At 50.8% G+C, this 17,773-nt stretch carries 21 protein-coding genes; 9 read left to right on the top strand and 12 right to left on the bottom strand.

The features are described 5' to 3' along the window. The first annotated feature begins 550 nt into the window (after positions 1-550). The 4 genes from mnmL to mtgA all read left to right on the top strand — a co-directional run bounded on the left by mnmL (position 551) and on the right by mtgA (position 5,520). Positions 551-1,480, top strand: coding sequence for a tRNA modification radical SAM protein MnmL/YtqA (mnmL, locus tag QUE74_RS20625; RefSeq protein WP_001354989.1), 930 nt, complete (start codon positions 551-553; stop codon positions 1,478-1,480). A 95-nt stretch (positions 1,481-1,575) separates the two neighbouring features. Next, entirely contained in the window at positions 1,576-3,912 is a 2,337-nt protein-coding gene (arcB, locus tag QUE74_RS20620) for an aerobic respiration two-component sensor histidine kinase ArcB (RefSeq protein ID WP_000809774.1), read from the top strand. A 229-nt stretch (positions 3,913-4,141) separates the two neighbouring features. After that, complete coding sequence (gene elbB, locus QUE74_RS20615) at positions 4,142-4,795, top strand: isoprenoid biosynthesis glyoxalase ElbB (protein ID WP_001354988.1); 654 nt, start codon at positions 4,142-4,144, stop codon at positions 4,793-4,795. Further along, on the top strand, positions 4,792-5,520 hold the full coding sequence (mtgA, locus tag QUE74_RS20610; RefSeq protein WP_000047076.1) for a monofunctional biosynthetic peptidoglycan transglycosylase: 729 nt from the start codon (positions 4,792-4,794) through the stop codon (positions 5,518-5,520). The genes elbB and mtgA overlap by 4 nt, the downstream gene beginning before the upstream one ends. Here the strand turns inward: mtgA and yrbL are convergent. From yrbL to QUE74_RS20550, 12 genes are all read right to left on the bottom strand, one after another. After that, a complete protein-coding gene (gene yrbL / locus QUE74_RS20605) occupies positions 5,517-6,149 on the bottom strand; it encodes a PhoP regulatory network protein YrbL (RefSeq protein WP_000620388.1) in 633 nt (210 codons plus the stop codon). The genes mtgA and yrbL overlap by 4 nt on opposite strands. A gap of 212 nt (positions 6,150-6,361) precedes the next feature. Further along, positions 6,362-6,634 (bottom strand): PTS phosphocarrier protein NPr, encoded by a 273-nt coding sequence (gene npr / locus QUE74_RS20600; RefSeq protein WP_000216791.1) that lies wholly within the window; start codon positions 6,632-6,634, stop codon positions 6,362-6,364. Continuing rightward, positions 6,631-7,485 carry an RNase adapter RapZ gene (gene rapZ, locus QUE74_RS20595; RefSeq protein ID WP_000243741.1) on the bottom strand — a complete coding sequence of 285 codons (855 nt, stop codon included), beginning with the start codon at positions 7,483-7,485 and terminating at the stop codon, positions 6,631-6,633. Before rapZ ends, npr begins: the two co-directional genes overlap by 4 nt. Before the next feature lie 45 nt (positions 7,486-7,530). After that, positions 7,531-8,022, bottom strand: coding sequence for a PTS IIA-like nitrogen regulatory protein PtsN (gene ptsN, locus QUE74_RS20590; protein WP_000183679.1), 492 nt, complete (start codon positions 8,020-8,022; stop codon positions 7,531-7,533). Between the two features lie 117 nt (positions 8,023-8,139). Continuing rightward, positions 8,140-8,427: a ribosome hibernation promoting factor gene (gene hpf / locus QUE74_RS20585; protein WP_001176599.1), complete on the bottom strand. Its 288-nt coding sequence runs from the start codon at positions 8,425-8,427 to the stop codon at positions 8,140-8,142. Positions 8,428-8,449: 22 nt separating this feature from the next. Then, positions 8,450-9,883, bottom strand: coding sequence for an RNA polymerase factor sigma-54 (rpoN, locus tag QUE74_RS20580; RefSeq protein WP_000809046.1), 1,434 nt, complete (start codon positions 9,881-9,883; stop codon positions 8,450-8,452). A 47-nt stretch (positions 9,884-9,930) separates the two neighbouring features. Next, positions 9,931-10,656 carry an LPS export ABC transporter ATP-binding protein gene (gene lptB, locus QUE74_RS20575; RefSeq protein ID WP_000224099.1) on the bottom strand — a complete coding sequence of 242 codons (726 nt, stop codon included), beginning with the start codon at positions 10,654-10,656 and terminating at the stop codon, positions 9,931-9,933. 6 nt (positions 10,657-10,662) lie between these two features. Next, positions 10,663-11,220, bottom strand: coding sequence for a lipopolysaccharide ABC transporter substrate-binding protein LptA (lptA, locus tag QUE74_RS20570; protein ID WP_000669785.1), 558 nt, complete (start codon positions 11,218-11,220; stop codon positions 10,663-10,665). Then, entirely contained in the window at positions 11,189-11,764 is a 576-nt protein-coding gene (gene lptC, locus QUE74_RS20565; protein WP_000030537.1) for an LPS export ABC transporter periplasmic protein LptC, read from the bottom strand. Before lptC ends, lptA begins: the two co-directional genes overlap by 32 nt. Next, entirely contained in the window at positions 11,761-12,327 is a 567-nt protein-coding gene (gene kdsC / locus QUE74_RS20560) for a 3-deoxy-manno-octulosonate-8-phosphatase KdsC (RefSeq protein WP_000030014.1), read from the bottom strand. Before kdsC ends, lptC begins: the two co-directional genes overlap by 4 nt. A 20-nt stretch (positions 12,328-12,347) precedes the next feature. Next, a complete protein-coding gene (kdsD, locus tag QUE74_RS20555; RefSeq protein WP_001295557.1) occupies positions 12,348-13,334 on the bottom strand; it encodes an arabinose-5-phosphate isomerase KdsD in 987 nt (328 codons plus the stop codon). A 13-nt stretch (positions 13,335-13,347) separates the two neighbouring features. Then, positions 13,348-14,325 (bottom strand): calcium/sodium antiporter, encoded by a 978-nt coding sequence (locus QUE74_RS20550; RefSeq protein WP_000922855.1) that lies wholly within the window; start codon positions 14,323-14,325, stop codon positions 13,348-13,350. A 209-nt stretch (positions 14,326-14,534) separates the two neighbouring features. Here QUE74_RS20550 and mlaF point away from each other — a divergent pair, with 209 nt between their 5' ends. Genes mlaF through mlaB form a run of 5 tightly spaced genes read left to right on the top strand, consistent with a single transcriptional unit; the run spans position 14,535 to position 17,637 of the window. Continuing rightward, a complete protein-coding gene (mlaF, locus tag QUE74_RS20545) occupies positions 14,535-15,344 on the top strand; it encodes a phospholipid ABC transporter ATP-binding protein MlaF (RefSeq protein ID WP_000438245.1) in 810 nt (269 codons plus the stop codon). A 7-nt stretch (positions 15,345-15,351) separates the two neighbouring features. After that, positions 15,352-16,134 (top strand): lipid asymmetry maintenance ABC transporter permease subunit MlaE, encoded by a 783-nt coding sequence (mlaE, locus tag QUE74_RS20540; protein ID WP_000925795.1) that lies wholly within the window; start codon positions 15,352-15,354, stop codon positions 16,132-16,134. A 4-nt stretch (positions 16,135-16,138) separates the two neighbouring features. Beyond that, entirely contained in the window at positions 16,139-16,690 is a 552-nt protein-coding gene (gene mlaD, locus QUE74_RS20535) for an outer membrane lipid asymmetry maintenance protein MlaD (protein ID WP_001296448.1), read from the top strand. A gap of 18 nt (positions 16,691-16,708) precedes the next feature. Next, complete coding sequence (mlaC, locus tag QUE74_RS20530; protein ID WP_000476484.1) at positions 16,709-17,344, top strand: phospholipid-binding protein MlaC; 636 nt, start codon at positions 16,709-16,711, stop codon at positions 17,342-17,344. Next, positions 17,344-17,637 carry a lipid asymmetry maintenance protein MlaB gene (gene mlaB / locus QUE74_RS20525; protein ID WP_000004488.1) on the top strand — a complete coding sequence of 98 codons (294 nt, stop codon included), beginning with the start codon at positions 17,344-17,346 and terminating at the stop codon, positions 17,635-17,637. Before mlaC ends, mlaB begins: the two co-directional genes overlap by 1 nt. Positions 17,638-17,773 lie beyond the last annotated feature (136 nt).

The raw sequence follows: 17,773 nt of genomic DNA, 5'->3' as shown, positions 1-17,773 counted from the left end.
CTTTTCGCATCGATTAATACGGTGAAGAGGGGATCTCAATTACTGCATAAATATGATGAGCAGGCTGCTCATCCAGAAAGCTTCCAGCGGATTTCCAACTTATCGGGAAAGCTGATACAGGTCAAATGGCAAGCTTATTGGTACAGAAATGTGCTTTAGCGCAAAATTCTTTATTAATTCATTGAAATTAAAAAGGATTTGTTAATTAAGTTGAAAAGAGGCGTCGTTAGGGAAGCAGTCATTTCCTGACTGTCATAAAGGCGTGTTAACCCTTATCCTGCCTTGAACTGATGAGAAAACCAGCATTTTATACTGCCTTAATTGGTAATGACGTTTCATGCTACTGTTTTTGCCTAAAATCCATAAGGAGATAAAAAAATCTGACACAAGATAAGCAAAAGTGATTTATGTGATTATGCATGAAATTTCGGTAATTTTGATTGATTATGCAATTGATAAAAGCAGGCTGGGACGATTGATCCAGGTCATCGCCGAATTGAGCTAAAAATGGCAGGCTTTGGCCTCTTTTCAAGGCGCGGTCTATCAGATTATGCAGTTACAGAAATTAGTCAATATGTTTGGTGGTGATCTCACCCGTCGTTATGGGCAAAAGGTGCATAAGCTGACGCTGCACGGCGGTTTTAGCTGCCCTAACCGTGACGGTACCATCGGGCGTGGTGGCTGCACATTCTGTAATGTTGCCTCGTTTGCCGATGAAGCGCAGCAGCATCATTCCATTGCCGAGCAACTGGCGCACCAGGCGAATTTAGTTAACCGCGCTAAACGCTATCTGGCCTACTTTCAGGCGTATACCAGCACCTTTGCCGAAGTTCAGGTGCTGCGTTCTATGTATCAGCAGGCGGTGAGCCAGGCCAATATTGTCGGTTTGTGTGTTGGTACCCGCCCGGACTGCGTGCCGGATGCGGTGCTGGATCTGCTTTGCGAATATAAAGACCAGGGCTACGAAGTGTGGCTGGAGCTGGGGCTACAAACCGCCCACGACAAAACGCTGCATCGCATCAATCGCGGTCATGATTTTGCCTGCTATCAGCGCACGACGCAGCTGGCGCGTGAGCGCGGGCTGAAGGTGTGTTCTCACTTAATTGTCGGCCTGCCTGGAGAAGGGCAGGCTGAATGTTTGCAAACGCTGGAGCGAGTGGTTGAAACCGGCGTGGACGGCATAAAGCTGCATCCGCTACATATAGTAAAAGGCAGCATTATGGCGAAAGCCTGGGAAGCGGGGCGTTTGAACGGTATTGAACTGGACGATTACACGCTCACTGCCGGAGAAATGATTCGCCATACGCCACCGGAAGTGATCTACCACCGCATTTCCGCCAGCGCCCGTCGCCCGACGCTGCTTGCTCCGCTGTGGTGCGAAAATCGATGGACGGGAATGGTCGAGCTGGATCGCTATCTGAATGAACATGGCGTACAGGGATCGGCGCTGGGACGTCCGTGGCTACCTCCAACGGAGTAGGCCATTGAGGGGAATTCCGCATTTCTCACACAATTTATAACGTAACTGTCAGAATTGGGTATTATTGGGGCAGGTTGTCGTGAAGGAATTCCCTAATGAAGCAAATTCGTCTGCTGGCGCAGTATTATGTTGACCTGATGATGAAGTTAGGTCTGGTGCGCTTCTCAATGTTGCTGGCGCTGGCCCTCGTCGTTCTTGCCATTGTGGTACAAATGGCAGTGACCATGGTGCTGCATGGTCAGGTCGAAAGCATTGATGTTATTCGTTCTATCTTCTTTGGTTTGCTGATTACGCCGTGGGCGGTCTACTTTCTATCGGTGGTCGTCGAGCAACTGGAGGAGTCACGACAACGTCTGTCACGGCTGGTGCAAAAACTGGAGGAGATGCGCGAGCGCGATTTGAGCCTCAACGTTCAGTTAAAAGATAATATTGCCCAGCTAAATCAGGAAATTGCCGTTCGTGAAAAAGCGGAAGCAGAACTGCAGGAAACCTTCGGCCAACTGAAAATTGAAATTAAAGAGCGCGAAGAGACACAAATTCAGCTCGAGCAGCAATCCTCATTCTTACGTTCCTTCCTTGATGCTTCACCCGACCTGGTTTTTTATCGTAACGAAGATAAAGAGTTTTCCGGCTGTAACCGCGCGATGGAGCTGCTGACCGGAAAAAGCGAAAAACAACTGGTTCATTTAAAACCTGCTGATGTTTACTCACCGGAAGCCGCTGCGAAAGTCATTGAAACCGATGAAAAAGTGTTCCGTCATAATGTGTCACTGACCTATGAGCAGTGGCTGGATTATCCCGACGGACGCAAAGCCTGCTTTGAAATCCGTAAAGTGCCGTACTACGACCGCGTGGGTAAACGTCACGGTTTAATGGGTTTTGGTCGCGACATTACCGAGCGTAAGCGGTATCAGGATGCACTTGAACGCGCCAGCCGCGACAAAACAACGTTTATCTCCACCATCAGTCACGAATTGCGTACACCGCTGAACGGTATCGTCGGCCTGAGCCGCATTCTGCTGGATACTGAACTTACCGCTGAGCAGGAAAAATATCTCAAAACCATCCATGTTTCTGCCGTCACGCTGGGGAATATCTTCAACGATATTATCGACATGGATAAGATGGAACGGCGCAAGGTCCAGCTTGATAATCAGCCGGTTGATTTCACCAGCTTCCTTGCCGACCTGGAAAATCTCTCCGCATTGCAGGCGCAACAGAAAGGATTGCGCTTTAATCTGGAGCCGACGCTGCCATTACCGCATCAGGTCATTACCGACGGGACGCGTTTACGGCAGATCCTGTGGAATCTCATCAGTAACGCCGTCAAATTCACCCAGCAAGGCCAGGTTACCGTGCGCGTGCGCTACGATGAAGGCGATATGCTGCATTTTGAAGTGGAAGACTCTGGTATCGGCATTCCGCAGGATGAGCTGGATAAAATCTTCGCCATGTATTACCAGGTGAAAGACAGTCATGGCGGTAAACCTGCCACTGGCACCGGTATTGGTCTGGCCGTTTCTCGTCGTCTGGCGAAAAATATGGGCGGCGATATTACGGTTACCAGCGAACAGGGCAAAGGTTCCACCTTTACGTTGACGATCCACGCACCATCGGTGGCTGAAGAGGTCGATGATGCGTTTGACGAAGACGATATGCCTTTACCGGCGCTGAATGTGCTGCTAGTAGAGGACATTGAACTGAACGTGATTGTCGCGCGTTCTGTGCTGGAAAAATTAGGAAACAGCGTTGATGTCGCCATGACCGGCAAGGCGGCGCTGGAGATGTTTAAACCGGGTGAATACGACCTGGTGTTGCTGGATATTCAGTTGCCAGATATGACCGGGCTGGATATCTCTCGTGAACTGACGAAGCGATATCCGCGCGAGGATTTACCACCGCTGGTAGCCTTAACCGCTAACGTGCTGAAAGACAAACAAGAGTACCTCAATGCTGGAATGGATGATGTGCTGAGTAAGCCGCTTTCTGTTCCGGCGCTAACCGCGATGATCAAGAAATTCTGGGATACCCAGGATGATGAGGAGAGTACGGTGACGACAGAAGAGAACAGTAAATCAGAAGCATTGCTCGATATTCCCATGCTGGAACAGTATCTCGAACTTGTAGGACCGAAGTTGATCACCGATGGGTTAGCGGTGTTTGAGAAGATGATGCCGGGATATGTCAGCGTGCTGGAGTCGAATCTGACGGCGCAGGATAAAAAAGGCATTGTTGAGGAAGGACATAAAATTAAAGGTGCGGCGGGGTCAGTGGGGTTACGCCATCTGCAACAGCTGGGTCAGCAAATTCAGTCTCCTGACCTTCCAGCCTGGGAAGATAACGTCGGTGAATGGATTGAAGAGATGAAAGAAGAGTGGCGTCACGACGTAGAAGTACTGAAAGCGTGGGTGGCAAAAGCTACTAAAAAATGACCCCGGCTAGACCGGGGTGCGCGAATACTGCGCCAACACCAGGGAAATCTTGGCTGCGCCGTAAATTATTATGATGAGTTACAAGGGCACAGCACTGTTTTTCAGGCCGCACGCAGTTAAGATAGCAAAACTTAAATGATTTGTTACATGAATCAGTTAAATGTGTGATGCGTAGCATTTTTATTAAAAAAATTAATGTGTTTCAGTCAATTGCGAAAGGATGATCACAATGAAGAAAATTGGCGTAATTCTGAGCGGATGCGGCGTCTATGACGGTTCTGAAATTCATGAAGCGGTGTTGACGTTGTTAGCTATTTCACGCAGCGGTGCGCAGGCGGTCTGCTTTGCACCGGATAAGCAGCAGGTTGATGTTATCAACCATTTAACTGGCGAAGCGATGACGGAAACGCGCAATGTGCTGATTGAAGCGGCACGAATAACGCGCGGTGAAATCCGTCCTCTGGCTCAGGCCGATGCCGCTGAACTGGATGCGTTGATTGTGCCGGGGGGGTTTGGCGCGGCGAAGAATTTAAGCAATTTTGCCAGTCTTGGTAGCGAATGCACCGTTGACCGTGAATTAAAGGCGCTGGCACAAGCGATGCATCAGGCCGGAAAACCGCTTGGTTTTATGTGTATTGCCCCGGCGATGCTGCCGAAAATTTTCGATTTCCCGCTGCGTTTGACCATCGGTATTGATATCGATACCGCAGAAGTGCTGGAAGAGATGGGCGCGGAGCATGTGCCGTGTCCTGTCGATGATATCGTGGTTGATGAAGACAATAAGATTGTCACCACCCCGGCATATATGCTTGCGCAGAACATTGCAGAAGCGGCGAGCGGCATTGATAAGCTGGTTTCCCGCGTGCTGGTTCTGACTGAATGAGTAAAAGCCGCTTAACGGTGTTTAGTTTCGTTCGCCGTTTTCTTCTACGGTTAATGGTTGTCCTCGCCGTTTTCTGGGGCGGGGGCATCGCGTTGTTTAGCGTTGCGCCTGTTCCTTTCTCAGCGGTAATGGCCGAGCGACAAGTCAGCGCCTGGCTGCATGGCAATTTTCGTTACGTGGCACATTCTGACTGGGTCAGTATGGATCAAATCTCGCCGTGGATGGGACTGGCGGTGATTGCCGCAGAAGATCAGAAGTTTCCTGAGCACTGGGGCTTTGATGTCGCTTCCATTGAGCAAGCCCTGGCGCACAACGAGCGCAATGAAAACCGTATTCGCGGCGCATCAACGATTTCTCAGCAAACAGCCAAAAATCTCTTTTTATGGGATGGACGTAGCTGGGTACGAAAAGGGTTGGAAGCCGGATTAACGCTGGGGATAGAAACAGTCTGGAGCAAAAAGCGTATCCTGACGGTTTACCTGAATATCGCCGAATTTGGCGACGGTGTGTTTGGCGTCGAAGCTGCGGCACAACGTTATTTCCACAAACCCGCGAGCAAACTTACCCGGTCGGAAGCTGCGTTACTGGCTGCCGTATTACCTAATCCACTGCGTTTCAAAGTCTCCGCGCCATCGGGCTATGTGCGTAGCCGTCAGGCGTGGATTTTACGGCAGATGTATCAGTTAGGCGGTGAGTCGTTTATGCAACAACACCAGCTGAATTAAGCTTCGCGCGAAGTGAGGGCCAGCGTTTTGCTCTCACGTGGTTGCAGATCTTTCTGTAGGGCAATAGCCAGTGCCGGCTGGGCGATAAACCGTTTCCATAACCGCTCTTGCTTTCGCTGACAACACCACTTTGACCAGGTCGCCAGTGGAATCAACGTGCTTTCACCAATGTTGTCGCAGACGACGGGGATAACCTCTGACTCACTGATGCGGTGACAGAGGATATTCTGCGGCTTCAACGACATCGTCACGATATGGTTATCCTGCAAATAACGTTTCAGCTGTTTCAGTAACTGGCGCAGCTGTGCAACGTCTTCTTCGTAACGGCATTGTTCTGCAAATTCGGTCAGCGTAACGGAGGGCTTACCGTCGAAATCGGCAATCACATCGTAGACATAACCCGTTCCGCAATCCGTCTCCACGGTACCGTGATAGCGCGGTATTCCACTCCAGTCTTTTAACCGGCGACCAAGATGCGCGTAATACTTTAACTCACGGCGGATCTCTTTATCACCACCATCACCACGGTGGTAGACAATCTTGATACAGCGTTGGGCATCTTCCGGATGCGCATAGCATTTCCGATGTCTTCCGGTGCCCAGGGGATTTTGTTCAGATAAGCGAATCATACCATCTCCTGGAAATATTTTCTGACGATCTCCAGTATGGTCGAATAACTTAAACAAAACCTAAACAATGCCTCTTAAGGTTTTCTTAAGGTTCTTCTGAAAGTGAAAAGCGCACAAAATGTACAATTTCCGTCATTAATAACGATTTCAGTACGCGCTTTTTTTATTGTCGGGGGGAGCTTGAAGGGATTTGTATGTCAAAGTGATGAAAATTAATCTTCATCAAAACCAGAGTTAAAGAGGGCGATAACGGCGGCCAGTGCTTCCTCTTCCTGTGGACCGGTCGCTTCGACTTCAATCTGCCGTCCTTTGGCAGAATCCAGCATCAGCAGCGCAATAACGCTGTTGGCTTCAGCTTCAGTGCCTTCATCGTTACGTAACAGCACTTCAGCGTCAAAACCCTGCATTAATTCAAACAGCTTCATTGCAGGCCGGGCATGCATGCCCAGCTTGTTTGTGATTTCAACAGTTTGCTTGACGGTCATGGTTTACGTTTTTCCAGCGTACGATGGCGTGACTGGACGTTTTTACCGCGTGAACGGAAGTAGTCTGCCAACTGCTCTGCAATATACACCGAACGGTGCTTCCCGCCAGTACAACCAATGGCGACCGTCAGGTAGCTACGGTTGTTGGTTTCCAGCATAGGTAACCATAGCTCAAGATAGCTTCGCGTCTGGTAAATAAAATTGTGTACTTCTGTGTGGCGGTCGAGGAACGCGGCGACAGGCTTATCAAGACCTGTCATCGGACGCAGTTTTGGATCCCAGTGCGGGTTCGGCAAGAAGCGCACGTCAAAGACGTAATCTGCATCGATAGGGATACCGTGTTTGAAGCCGAAAGACTCAAAGACCATGGTCAGTTCGCGTTCACGTTTACCCAGTAAACGGGTACGCAACATTTCTGCCAGCTCGTGAACGGACATTTCTGAGGTATCGACAATCAGATCCGCTCGCGAACGCAGTGGTTCCAGTAGATCGCTTTCTTTGTCGATAGCACTTTCCAGCGACAGGTTTTTGCTGGAAAGCGGATGCAGGCGGCGCGTGTCACTGTAACGACGAATTAAGGTATTACGGTCGGCATCCAGGAACAGGAGTTGCGGTGAGAAAGCGTCAGGTAGGTTACTCATCGCCTGTTCGAATATTTCTGGTGACTCCGGCATATTACGAACATCAATGCTGACGGCGGCAGAAATCTCGCGATCGGCCAGAGTTCGAGCCAGATCGGGTAACAACACTACGGGGAGGTTATCCACGCAGTAAAAACCCATATCTTCCAGAGCACGAAGGGCGACAGATTTACCTGAACCTGAACGTCCGCTGACGATCATCAGTACCATGTACTGTTTCTCCTCACAACGTCTAAAAGAGACATTACCGAATAACTACGCTTCATCCGGAGTACCTTCGGTATCCGTAATGATTTGATACAGCTCTTCATCGCTCTGGGCTGCGCGTAAACGGCGGCAGATGGTTTTATCCGCCAGACGTTTCGCTACCAGCGACAGAGTATGCAGGTGCGTTTTGGTTTGGTCAGCTGGAACCAGCAACGCAAACAGTAAATCTACCGGTTGGTTGTCAATGGCATCGAAAGCTATGGGCGTTTCGAGCTGAACGAAAACGCCAACGGCGCGCAGAGTATCTTCTTCCAGTTTGCCATGCGGAATGGCTATACCATTGCCGATACCGGTACTGCCCATTTTTTCCCGCGTCAGGATAGCTTCAAAAACCACCTGAGGCGGCAGGCTAAGTTGTTTCGCCGCCAGCTCGCTGATGATTTCCAGGGCGCGTTTTTTGCTCTGACAGTGGACGCGGCTTCGCGTACATTCCCTGTTAAGAACAGTGCTAAGCTGTAGAGTTGTATCATTATTTGTCATAATTTCACCTAAGAACCTGCTCACTCAAACGGTGGAACAGGTTCGGAGCATTAACTGTACAAATGGCCCGTTGTGCCGCACAACAGGCCGCCATGCACATGCTAATTGCCCGGACAATTAGTGTTGTTTCAGTTTATCTTTATGTTTGGTCAACTGGCGTGCCAGCTTATCAATTAAGCCATCAATGGCAGCGTACATGTCCTGACCTTCCGCGCTGGCATGAATTTCACCACCGTTTACATGCAGTGTTGCATCTGAGGTATGGGTGACTTTCTCCACTTTCAGAACAACATAGACCTGGTTGATTCGGTCAAAATATTGCTCAAGTTTGGCAAATTTAGCAGTAACAAATTCGCGCAGTGCCTCGGTGATCTCGACGTTATTTCCGGTAATGTTGAGCTGCATAGTGTCTTCCTTATCGGTTGGGTCAAACGAGCTGTTTACGCTGGTTTGACGGCGGAATGGATAAAGACTCTCGGTACTTCGCAACAGTGCGGCGTGCCACCATGATACCTTGTTCTGACAGCAAAGAGGTTAACTTGCTGTCGCTTAGCGGTTTCGCTGGGTTTTCCGCCGCGATTAATTTCTTCACCAGCGCACGAATTGCCGTTGAGGAAGCTTCGCCGCCGCCCTCGGTATTGACGTGACTGGAAAAGAAATACTTCAGTTCAAAAATGCCTCGTGGACTATGCAGGTATTTTTGCGTGGTCACGCGAGATATCGTCGATTCATGCATTTCGACAGCCTGGGCGATATCGGCCAGTACCATCGGTTTCATATATTCTTCGCCTTGCTCAAAGAAGGCTTGCTGCTGTTCAACGATACAGCGACTCACGCGTAGTAGCGTATCGTTACGGCTTTCCAGACTCTTGATCAACCATTTGGCATCCTGCAGATTGCTGCGGATAAACTGGCTGTCACCGTCGTTGCGCGCGTTATTGCACATCGAGGCGTAGTGCTGGTTGATTTGCAGACGCGGAATGCTGTCGCTGTTGAGTTCTACTATCCAGTGACCGTTATGCTTACGCACCAGTACATCTGGAATGACATACTCCGGTTCGCCAGTCTGGATCGACTGTCCGGGGCGTGGATCGAGCGACTGGATCAGATTGACGGCTTCTTTCAGCACATCTTCTTTCAGTCGCGTGACGCGCATTAAGGTACGGAAGTCGTGATTGGCTAACAGATCGAGATGATCGCTAATGATCAGTCTCGCCTCTTCCAGCCACGGCGTAGTTTTATCGAATTGGGAGAGTTGGATCAGCAGGCAGTCACGCAGATCTTTCGCCGCTACGCCGACCGGATCAAACCGTTGGATCCGCTTCAGGACGGCTTCAACTTCATCGATGTCGATTTCTTCATCGCCCATACTTTCGAGAATATCTTCCAGCGGAACAGTCAGATAACCGGTGTCATCAACGGCATCGACGATAGAGGTAGCAATAGCGCGGTCAGTGTCGGAAAACGGTGTCAGCTCGACTTGCCACATCAGGTAATCTTGCAAGGTCTGCGTTGTTTCGCCCTGATAGACCGGCAGCTCGTCGTCAATGTAGTCACCGCTGGTGCCGGAGGGTGTACCAGCGGTGTAAATGGTGTCCCAACTGGCATCGAGCGGCAGCTCTTCCGGCATCTCTTTTTGTTCGAGCGCGTCGGCGGTGTCCAGTGTTTCACTGTCTTGCGTTTCGCGGGTGTCGATTTCTTCATGAGTGTCGATTTGCTCAAGCAGCGGATTACTCTCCAGCGCCTGCTGTAGCTCCTGCTGAAGTTCCAGCGTCGACAACTGCAACAGACGAATAGCCTGTTGGAGCTGTGGCGTCATCGCCAGTTGTTGGCTAAGCCTGAGTTGCAAACCTTGCTTCATGTTCAGAATCGTACTCTCCTGATAAAACGTCGCAAACTTCTACCCTATCAGAGTCTGAAGTCTTCCCCAAGGTATACACGCTTAACATGTTCGTCTTGTAAGATTTCTGTAGGCGTGCCGTGGGCGATCAAATGCCCCTGACTGACGATATAAGCGCGTTCACAAACCGCCAGCGTTTCACGCACGTTATGGTCGGTGATCAGCACGCCCAGGCCGCTGTCGCGCAAGTGCTCAATGATGCGTTTGATGTCGATAACCGAGATCGGGTCAACCCCGGCAAACGGTTCATCAAGCAGAATAAATTTCGGATTCGCAGCCAGTGCTCGGGCAATTTCTACACGGCGACGTTCACCCCCGGAGAGTGACTGCCCCATGCTGTCACGCAGGTGTTCGATGTGAAACTCTTCCATCAGCTCGTTCGCGCGGTCTTCACGTTGTTCAGCAGACAAGTCGTCACGAATTTGCAGTACCGCCATCAGGTTATCGTAAACGCTGAGGCGACGAAAAATGGAGGCTTCCTGCGGCAGATAGCCGATACCGCGGCGCGCGCGCGCATGCAGAGGCAGCAGACTGATATCGTCATCATCAATAATGATATTGCCCGCATCGCGCGGCACAATGCCAACAACCATGTAGAAAGTGGTGGTCTTACCGGCACCGTTTGGCCCCAGCAGACCGACAATTTCCCCGGAGTTGACGGTCAGGCTGACGTCTTCTACCACGCGGCGGCCTTTATAGGCTTTTGCAAGGTTCTTTGCAGTTAATGTTGCCATAACGAATTAATTACCCTTCTTCTGTGCCGGGGTCTGGCCTTTGTTGTTTTTGTCCTGCAGCTGCGACGGCACCAGAACGGTGGTTACGCGCTTGCCTTTGTCGCTGAACGCCTGCATTTTCTGCTCTTTCACCAGGTAAGTGATCTTATCACCCTTAATGTTGCTATCGACCTGCTGCAGATAAGCATTACCCGTCAGAACGACAAAATCTTTTGCCAGTTCGTAGTGCATCTGGGAAGCGTGACCTTCAACGGGTTTACCGTTGTCCTGCATCTGGTAGAACGTTGCCGGTTTACCGTAGCCGTCAATCACTTCTTTACCTTGTTCGCCGCCCGGACGGGTAACGACCACTTTGTCGGCATTAATTTTGATGGTGCCCTGGGTGACGATGACATTACCGGTAAAGGTAACCACGTTGCCTTGCATATCAAGAGATTGCTGGTCCGATTCAATGTGGATCGGCTGATCAGTGTCTCCGGTTACGGCAAATGCCGGAATGCTGGCGGCCAGAAGTGAGCTGGCAAGCACAAGATTAAGGCTGAGTTTGTTTGTTTTGAATTTCATAGGATGTTCTAACCTTTTCAATCAGCTCGGCGTTCTTGCTGCGTAAGTTGCCGCGCATTTTCAGACCGCTGGAGTTAAATGTTGTTCCGTATAACGTGACAAGGTCTTCAGAGGTAACATCCTGCGTCACCAGATTGATCTGCGCGTTATCCGTCGTGATTCTGCGAAGTTGAGAGTCCGGCACGAGTGCGTTGACTTCAACGTGTCCATATAAATAGAGCATCCGGTCATTGGTCAGCTTGGCTTTATCTGCTTTTACGGACCATGTCGGGATTTTATCCTTATCAAACGTGGTAAGTACCGGCTGCGTAAACCACGAAACGGCCTGATCGGAATAATATTCAACGTGTTGAGCAATCAATCGATAGCTTAGTGCCCCTTCTGGGTTATAGACGAGCGTGTCCGTATGCTCGCTTTTATAGGTGGGATCATTGTTGTTGACGACCACCTGGGCGGTATCGTCTTTTTCGGCCATATTAATGCCGATCATCACCAGAACCGCCAGTGATAGCACAATGATAACCCAACGTCTGGCTTTACTCATATCGATTGCCCTTTGGCTTCATCCAGTTTGCCCTGCGCCAGGAGTAATAAGTCGCAAACTTCTCGCACTGCGCCACGACCGCCAGCAATGCGCGTTACGTAATCGGCGCGCGGGAGCAACAGTGGATGCGCATCGGCCACGGCGATGCTTAAACCCACTTTTTCCATTACCGGCCAGTCAATGAGATCATCGCCGACATAAGCCACATTTTCCGGGGCAATTGCCAGTTTTTCCAGCAGATCGCTAAAGGCGATCAGTTTGTTTGACTGCCCCTGATACAAGTGAGTGATCCCCAATGTGGCACAACGATCTTCTACCAGTTTAGCCTTTCGCCCGGTAATGATAGCGACTTCAATATCAGAGGTGAGCGCACAACGAATGCCATAACCGTCACGAACGTTGAACGCTTTCAGCTCTTCGCCATTATTGCCCATATAAATCAGGCCATCTGACAGTACGCCATCGACATCGAGGATCAGCAGACGAATGTTCTCTGCTTTTGCCATAACGTCGGCGCTGACAGGGCCGTAACAGGTCGCAAGCGACGCACCTGCTTTGCTCATTGTTGTTTATCCTTGAATCTTTACACTACGCCTGCACGCAGTAAATCATGCATATGTAACACACCGAGTAAATGGTCGCCATCGGCAACCATCACGGAGGTGATATGGCGGGACTGCATTAAGTTCAGTGCCTCAACGGCCAGAATGCCAGGGCGTACACGTATTCCCCCCGGCGTCATCACATCGGCAATACTTAACTGACGAACATCCACACCCATATCGAAGACACGGCGTAAATCACCGTCGGTAAAGATGCCTTCAATCATCATATTGTCATCGCAAATGACCGTCATACCAAGATTTTTGCGGGTAACTTCCAGCAACGCGTCGCGCAGGCTGGCCGTTTTCTTAACATGCGGGATCTCATCGCCCGTATGCATAATATCGTTTACGCGCAGCAGAAGTTTACGACCCAGTGCGCCGCCGGGGTGTGAGAGCGCAAAATCTTCAGCAGTAAAGCCGCGTGCTTTTAACAGCGCGACAGCGAGCGCATCGCCCATAACCAGCGTGGCGGTCGTGCTGCTGGTCGGTGCCAGCCCTAACGGACAGGCTTCTTTCGCTACTTTAACACACAGATGCACATCTGCGGCGCGCGCCATGCTGCTCTCCGGGCGACCGGTGATGCAGATTAACGGCACGTGAAGACGCTTAAGCACTGGAATTAAGGCCGTGATTTCGCTGGATTCACCGGAGTTAGAGATAGCAATCACCACGTCCTGCGGGGTGACCATACCCAAATCACCATGAGCAGCTTCACCTGGATGGACGAAAAATGAAGGTGTACCAGTGCTGGCAAACGTTGCCGCCATTTTGCGCCCAATATGCCCCGATTTCCCCATCCCCATGACGACAACTTTCCCTTTACACCAGAACATCTTTTCACAGGCAAGCGTGAAATTCTGATTGATGTATTGATCAAGCTCCGCCAGGCATTCACGTTCAATCGCCAGGACTTCTTTACCTGCTTGCTGAAAGTCAAAACCCGGTTGTAACTCTACGTGCGACATAATACGTTTCCAGTTATTCAACGAGTATTGGCGATAACCAGTACAACATCGCCAGCCATACGATAAATCCGCCAGTTAATAATACCCCTACACCACGGCCCGGTTGCTGGGAGCGCCGCCAGCACAGCAACGCAAAAATAATGCTCACCAGCAACATCACGCTGTAGTCACGACTGTACGCCAGTGGATCAATCTCTCCAGGCGTTATCAGCGCGGGTAAACCCAACACGATGACAATATTAAAAATGTTTGCGCCAATGATATTCCCGACAGCAATGTCGTTTTCACCTTTGCGAACCCCCGCGATTGCGGTTGCCAGTTCTGGCAGACTGGTTCCGATAGCGATTGCCGTCAGACCCATCGTCAACTCGCTGATGGCAAAGTAATTCGCCAGCACCGTGGCGTTATCAACCACCATCCGCGTGGCCACTGGCATGATGATCAGCGCAATGCCGAGCCATAAAAACGCGACGGGCAATCCGCCTTCACGCGGCAGCTCTGCAAGCTGCTCTCTGGTCAGGCTGTCAGTCCCCTGACGTTCAGCCAGACGTGCAAGTTTAACAATGAACAGCAGCCATAGCACAGCCAGAAAGAGGAGAAAGATACCATCGCTGCGACTAAGTTGTCCGTCATAGAGTACGGAACCGGCCACCACACTGACCAACAACATTAAGGGTAATTCGCGGCGCAGAACATCGGAATGGACGGTAAAAGGACGTACCAGCGCAGCCAGACCGAGGATCAGCAAAATATTGATAATGTTTGATCCGAGGGCTACACCAACGGCTAAATCGCGTTGTTCGTGCAGTGATGCGGCAAGCGAAACGATGATTTCTGGTAACGATGTGCCAATACTGACCACCGTCATGCCGATGATCAGTGGCGGTATGCCAAAGGATCGGCAAAGAATGGACGCGGCAAATACCAGGCGGTCGGCACTGTAAACGACCAAAAGTAAACCAACAATTAACAGTGCCGTAGCTAAAAGCATCTAACGTCCTTTCTTCAGGTATACTCGCCGGTCCGCTGAAGATTTTCAGAAAGCCGTAACGGATTCTTAATTTTGACTTTATGCGGCTAAAAAGTAAAACAAATGCCAGCTTTCGCTAACCACGGCGGGTAATATTCTGTAAATATGTTGGGTTCAAGGTTAAATTGAGCGCCATGCTTAGAAAATCAACGCAAGACGAAGGGTGAATTATGGAGCAGTCTGTGGCGAATTTAGTCGATATGCGCGATGTCAGTTTTACGCGTGGCAATCGCTGCATCTTCGATAATATTTCCCTGACCGTGCCGCGAGGGAAGATCACGGCGATCATGGGACCATCGGGCATCGGTAAAACGACGCTACTCCGTCTGATTGGCGGGCAAATCGCACCAGATCATGGTGAGATCCTTTTCGATGGTGAGAATATTCCGGCGATGTCTCGTTCGCGCCTGTATACAGTGCGCAAACGGATGAGCATGTTGTTTCAGTCCGGGGCGTTGTTCACAGATATGAACGTATTTGACAACGTTGCCTATCCACTACGCGAACATACCCAACTTCCCGCACCTTTGTTGCATAGCACAGTGATGATGAAGCTGGAGGCCGTGGGGCTGCGCGGAGCGGCTAAACTGATGCCTTCTGAACTTTCCGGAGGGATGGCGCGGCGTGCAGCGCTGGCGCGAGCAATTGCGCTGGAGCCGGATCTCATCATGTTTGATGAACCCTTTGTTGGGCAAGATCCTATCACCATGGGCGTACTGGTGAAGCTGATTTCTGAGCTGAACAGCGCGCTGGGCGTGACCTGCGTGGTGGTTTCTCACGATGTGCCGGAAGTGTTAAGTATTGCGGATCACGCCTGGATCCTGGCGGACAAAAAAATTGTCGCTCATGGCAGCGCCCAGGCGTTGCAGGCGAATCCTGATCCGCGCGTACGTCAGTTTCTGGACGGGATAGCTGACGGGCCTGTTCCGTTCCGCTATCCTGCCGGCGATTATCACGCTGATCTTTTACCAGGGAGTTAAGCCACTCATGCTGTTAAATGCGCTGGCGTCGCTCGGACATAAAGGGATTAAAACCCTGAGAACGTTCGGGCGGGCCGGGTTAATGTTATTCAATGCGCTGGTCGGCAAACCGGAATTTCGCAAACATGCGCCGCTGCTGGTGCGCCAGCTCTATAATGTCGGCGTCCTGTCGATGCTGATTATTGTGGTTTCTGGCGTGTTCATCGGAATGGTGTTGGGGCTGCAAGGTTATCTGGTTCTGACCACTTATAGTGCGGAAACCAGTCTGGGTATGCTGGTGGCGTTATCGCTACTGCGTGAACTGGGGCCGGTGGTTGCCGCGTTGTTGTTTGCCGGGCGTGCTGGTTCGGCGCTAACCGCAGAAATCGGCCTGATGCGCGCTACAGAGCAACTCTCCAGTATGGAGATGATGGCGGTGGATCCGTTGCGTCGGGTTATTTCTCCCCGTTTCTGGGCTGGGGTTATTTCATTACCACTGTTGACGGTTATCTTCGTCGCCGTGGGGATCTGGGGCGGATCTCTGGTCGGCGTCAGTTGGAAAGGCATTGATAGCGGGTTCTTCTGGTCGGCAATGCAAAATGCCGTCGACTGGCGTATGGATCTGGTCAATTGTCTGATTAAGAGCGTGGTGTTCGCCATCACGGTGACGTGGATTTCGTTGTTTAACGGCTACGACGCCATCCCGACGTCTGCCGGGATTAGCCGGGCAACCACTCGCACCGTTGTCCACTCGTCTCTGGCTGTTCTGGGGCTGGATTTTGTGCTGACCGCATTGATGTTTGGGAATTGAGTTCATGCAAACGAAAAAAAATGAAATTTGGGTGGGTATCTTTTTATTAGCAGCACTGCTGGCGGCGCTGTTTGTTTGCCTGAAGGCGGCGAACGTGACGTCCATACGTACTGAACCGACCTATACGCTTTATGCGACGTTCGATAACATTGGCGGCCTGAAAGCGCGCTCTCCGGTCAGCATTGGTGGCGTTGTTGTGGGCCGGGTGGCGGATATTACGCTGGACCCGAAAACCTATCTGCCACGCGTAACGCTGGAAATTGAACAACGTTATAACCACATTCCTGATACCAGTTCGCTGAGCATCCGTACTTCCGGCCTGCTGGGGGAACAATATCTGGCATTAAACGTCGGTTTTGAAGACCCGGAACTGGGGACTGCTATCCTGAAGGATGGCGATACAATCCAGGACACTAAGTCTGCGATGGTGCTGGAAGATCTCATTGGTCAGTTCCTTTACGGTAGTAAAGGCGATGACAATAAGAATAGTGGCGATGCGCCAGCTGCTGCGCCAGGTAATAATGAAACCACTGAACCTGTGGGTACAACGAAATAATTTCAGGAGAACCGACGCATGTTTAAACGTTTAATGATGGTCGCTTTGCTGGTGATTGCACCGCTGAGTGCGGCAACCGCGGCAGACCAGACCAATCCGTATAAGCTGATGGACGAGGCGGCGCAGAAAACGTTCGATCGCCTGAAGAATGAGCAACCGCAAATTCGGGCCAACCCGGATTATCTGCGTACCATTGTTGATCAGGAACTGCTGCCATACGTTCAGGTGAAATACGCCGGGGCTCTGGTTCTGGGCCAGTATTACAAGAGTGCGACTCCCGCCCAGCGTGATGCTTACTTTGCCGCTTTCCGTGAGTATCTGAAGCAGGCTTACGGTCAGGCATTGGCGATGTATCATGGTCAGACTTATCAGATCGCGCCAGAACAGCCTCTGGGTGATAAAACCATTGTGCCTATTCGCGTGACCATTATTGACCCGAATGGCCGCCCGCCGGTGCGTCTGGACTTCCAATGGCGTAAAAACTCCCAGACGGGCAACTGGCAGGCTTACGACATGATTGCAGAGGGTGTCAGCATGATCACCACCAAACAAAATGAGTGGGGGACGCTGCTGCGTACCAAAGGTATCGACGGCCTGACTGCGCAACTGAAATCGATTTCTCAACAGAAAATCACTCTGGAAGAGAAAAAGTAATGAGCGAGTCACTGAGCTGGATGCAGACGGGTGACACGCTGGCGTTATCCGGAGAGCTGGATCAGGACGTTCTGCTACCGCTTTGGGAAATGCGTGAGGAGGCGGTGAAGGGGATTACCTGCATCGATCTTAGCCGTGTATCCCGCGTTGATACAGGTGGACTGGCGCTGCTGCTCCATCTTATCGATCTGGCGAAAAAGCAGGGCAACAATGTGACGCTTCAGGGGGTAAACGACAAAGTGTATACCCTGGCGAAATTGTATAATTTGCCTGCTGATGTTCTGCCTCGTTAAATTTTTTCAGGCCGGATAAGGCGTTAACCGCCTGTCCGGCAAACCTGCCTGCAAGTTGAGCCTTGTCTGATTTATCAGCGAGGCTTTTTGCTTATTTATGCCAGCGCAACTTTGCTCTAAGATGTTTCGCTGGTTT

This window comes from Escherichia sp. 10290, assembly GCF_030295155.1.
GTDB classification, from domain to species: Bacteria; Pseudomonadota; Gammaproteobacteria; order Enterobacterales; family Enterobacteriaceae; genus Escherichia; species Escherichia coli_F.
The sequence above is the reverse complement of the archived record's forward strand: the minus strand, read 5'-3'. Positions and strand labels throughout refer to the sequence as shown.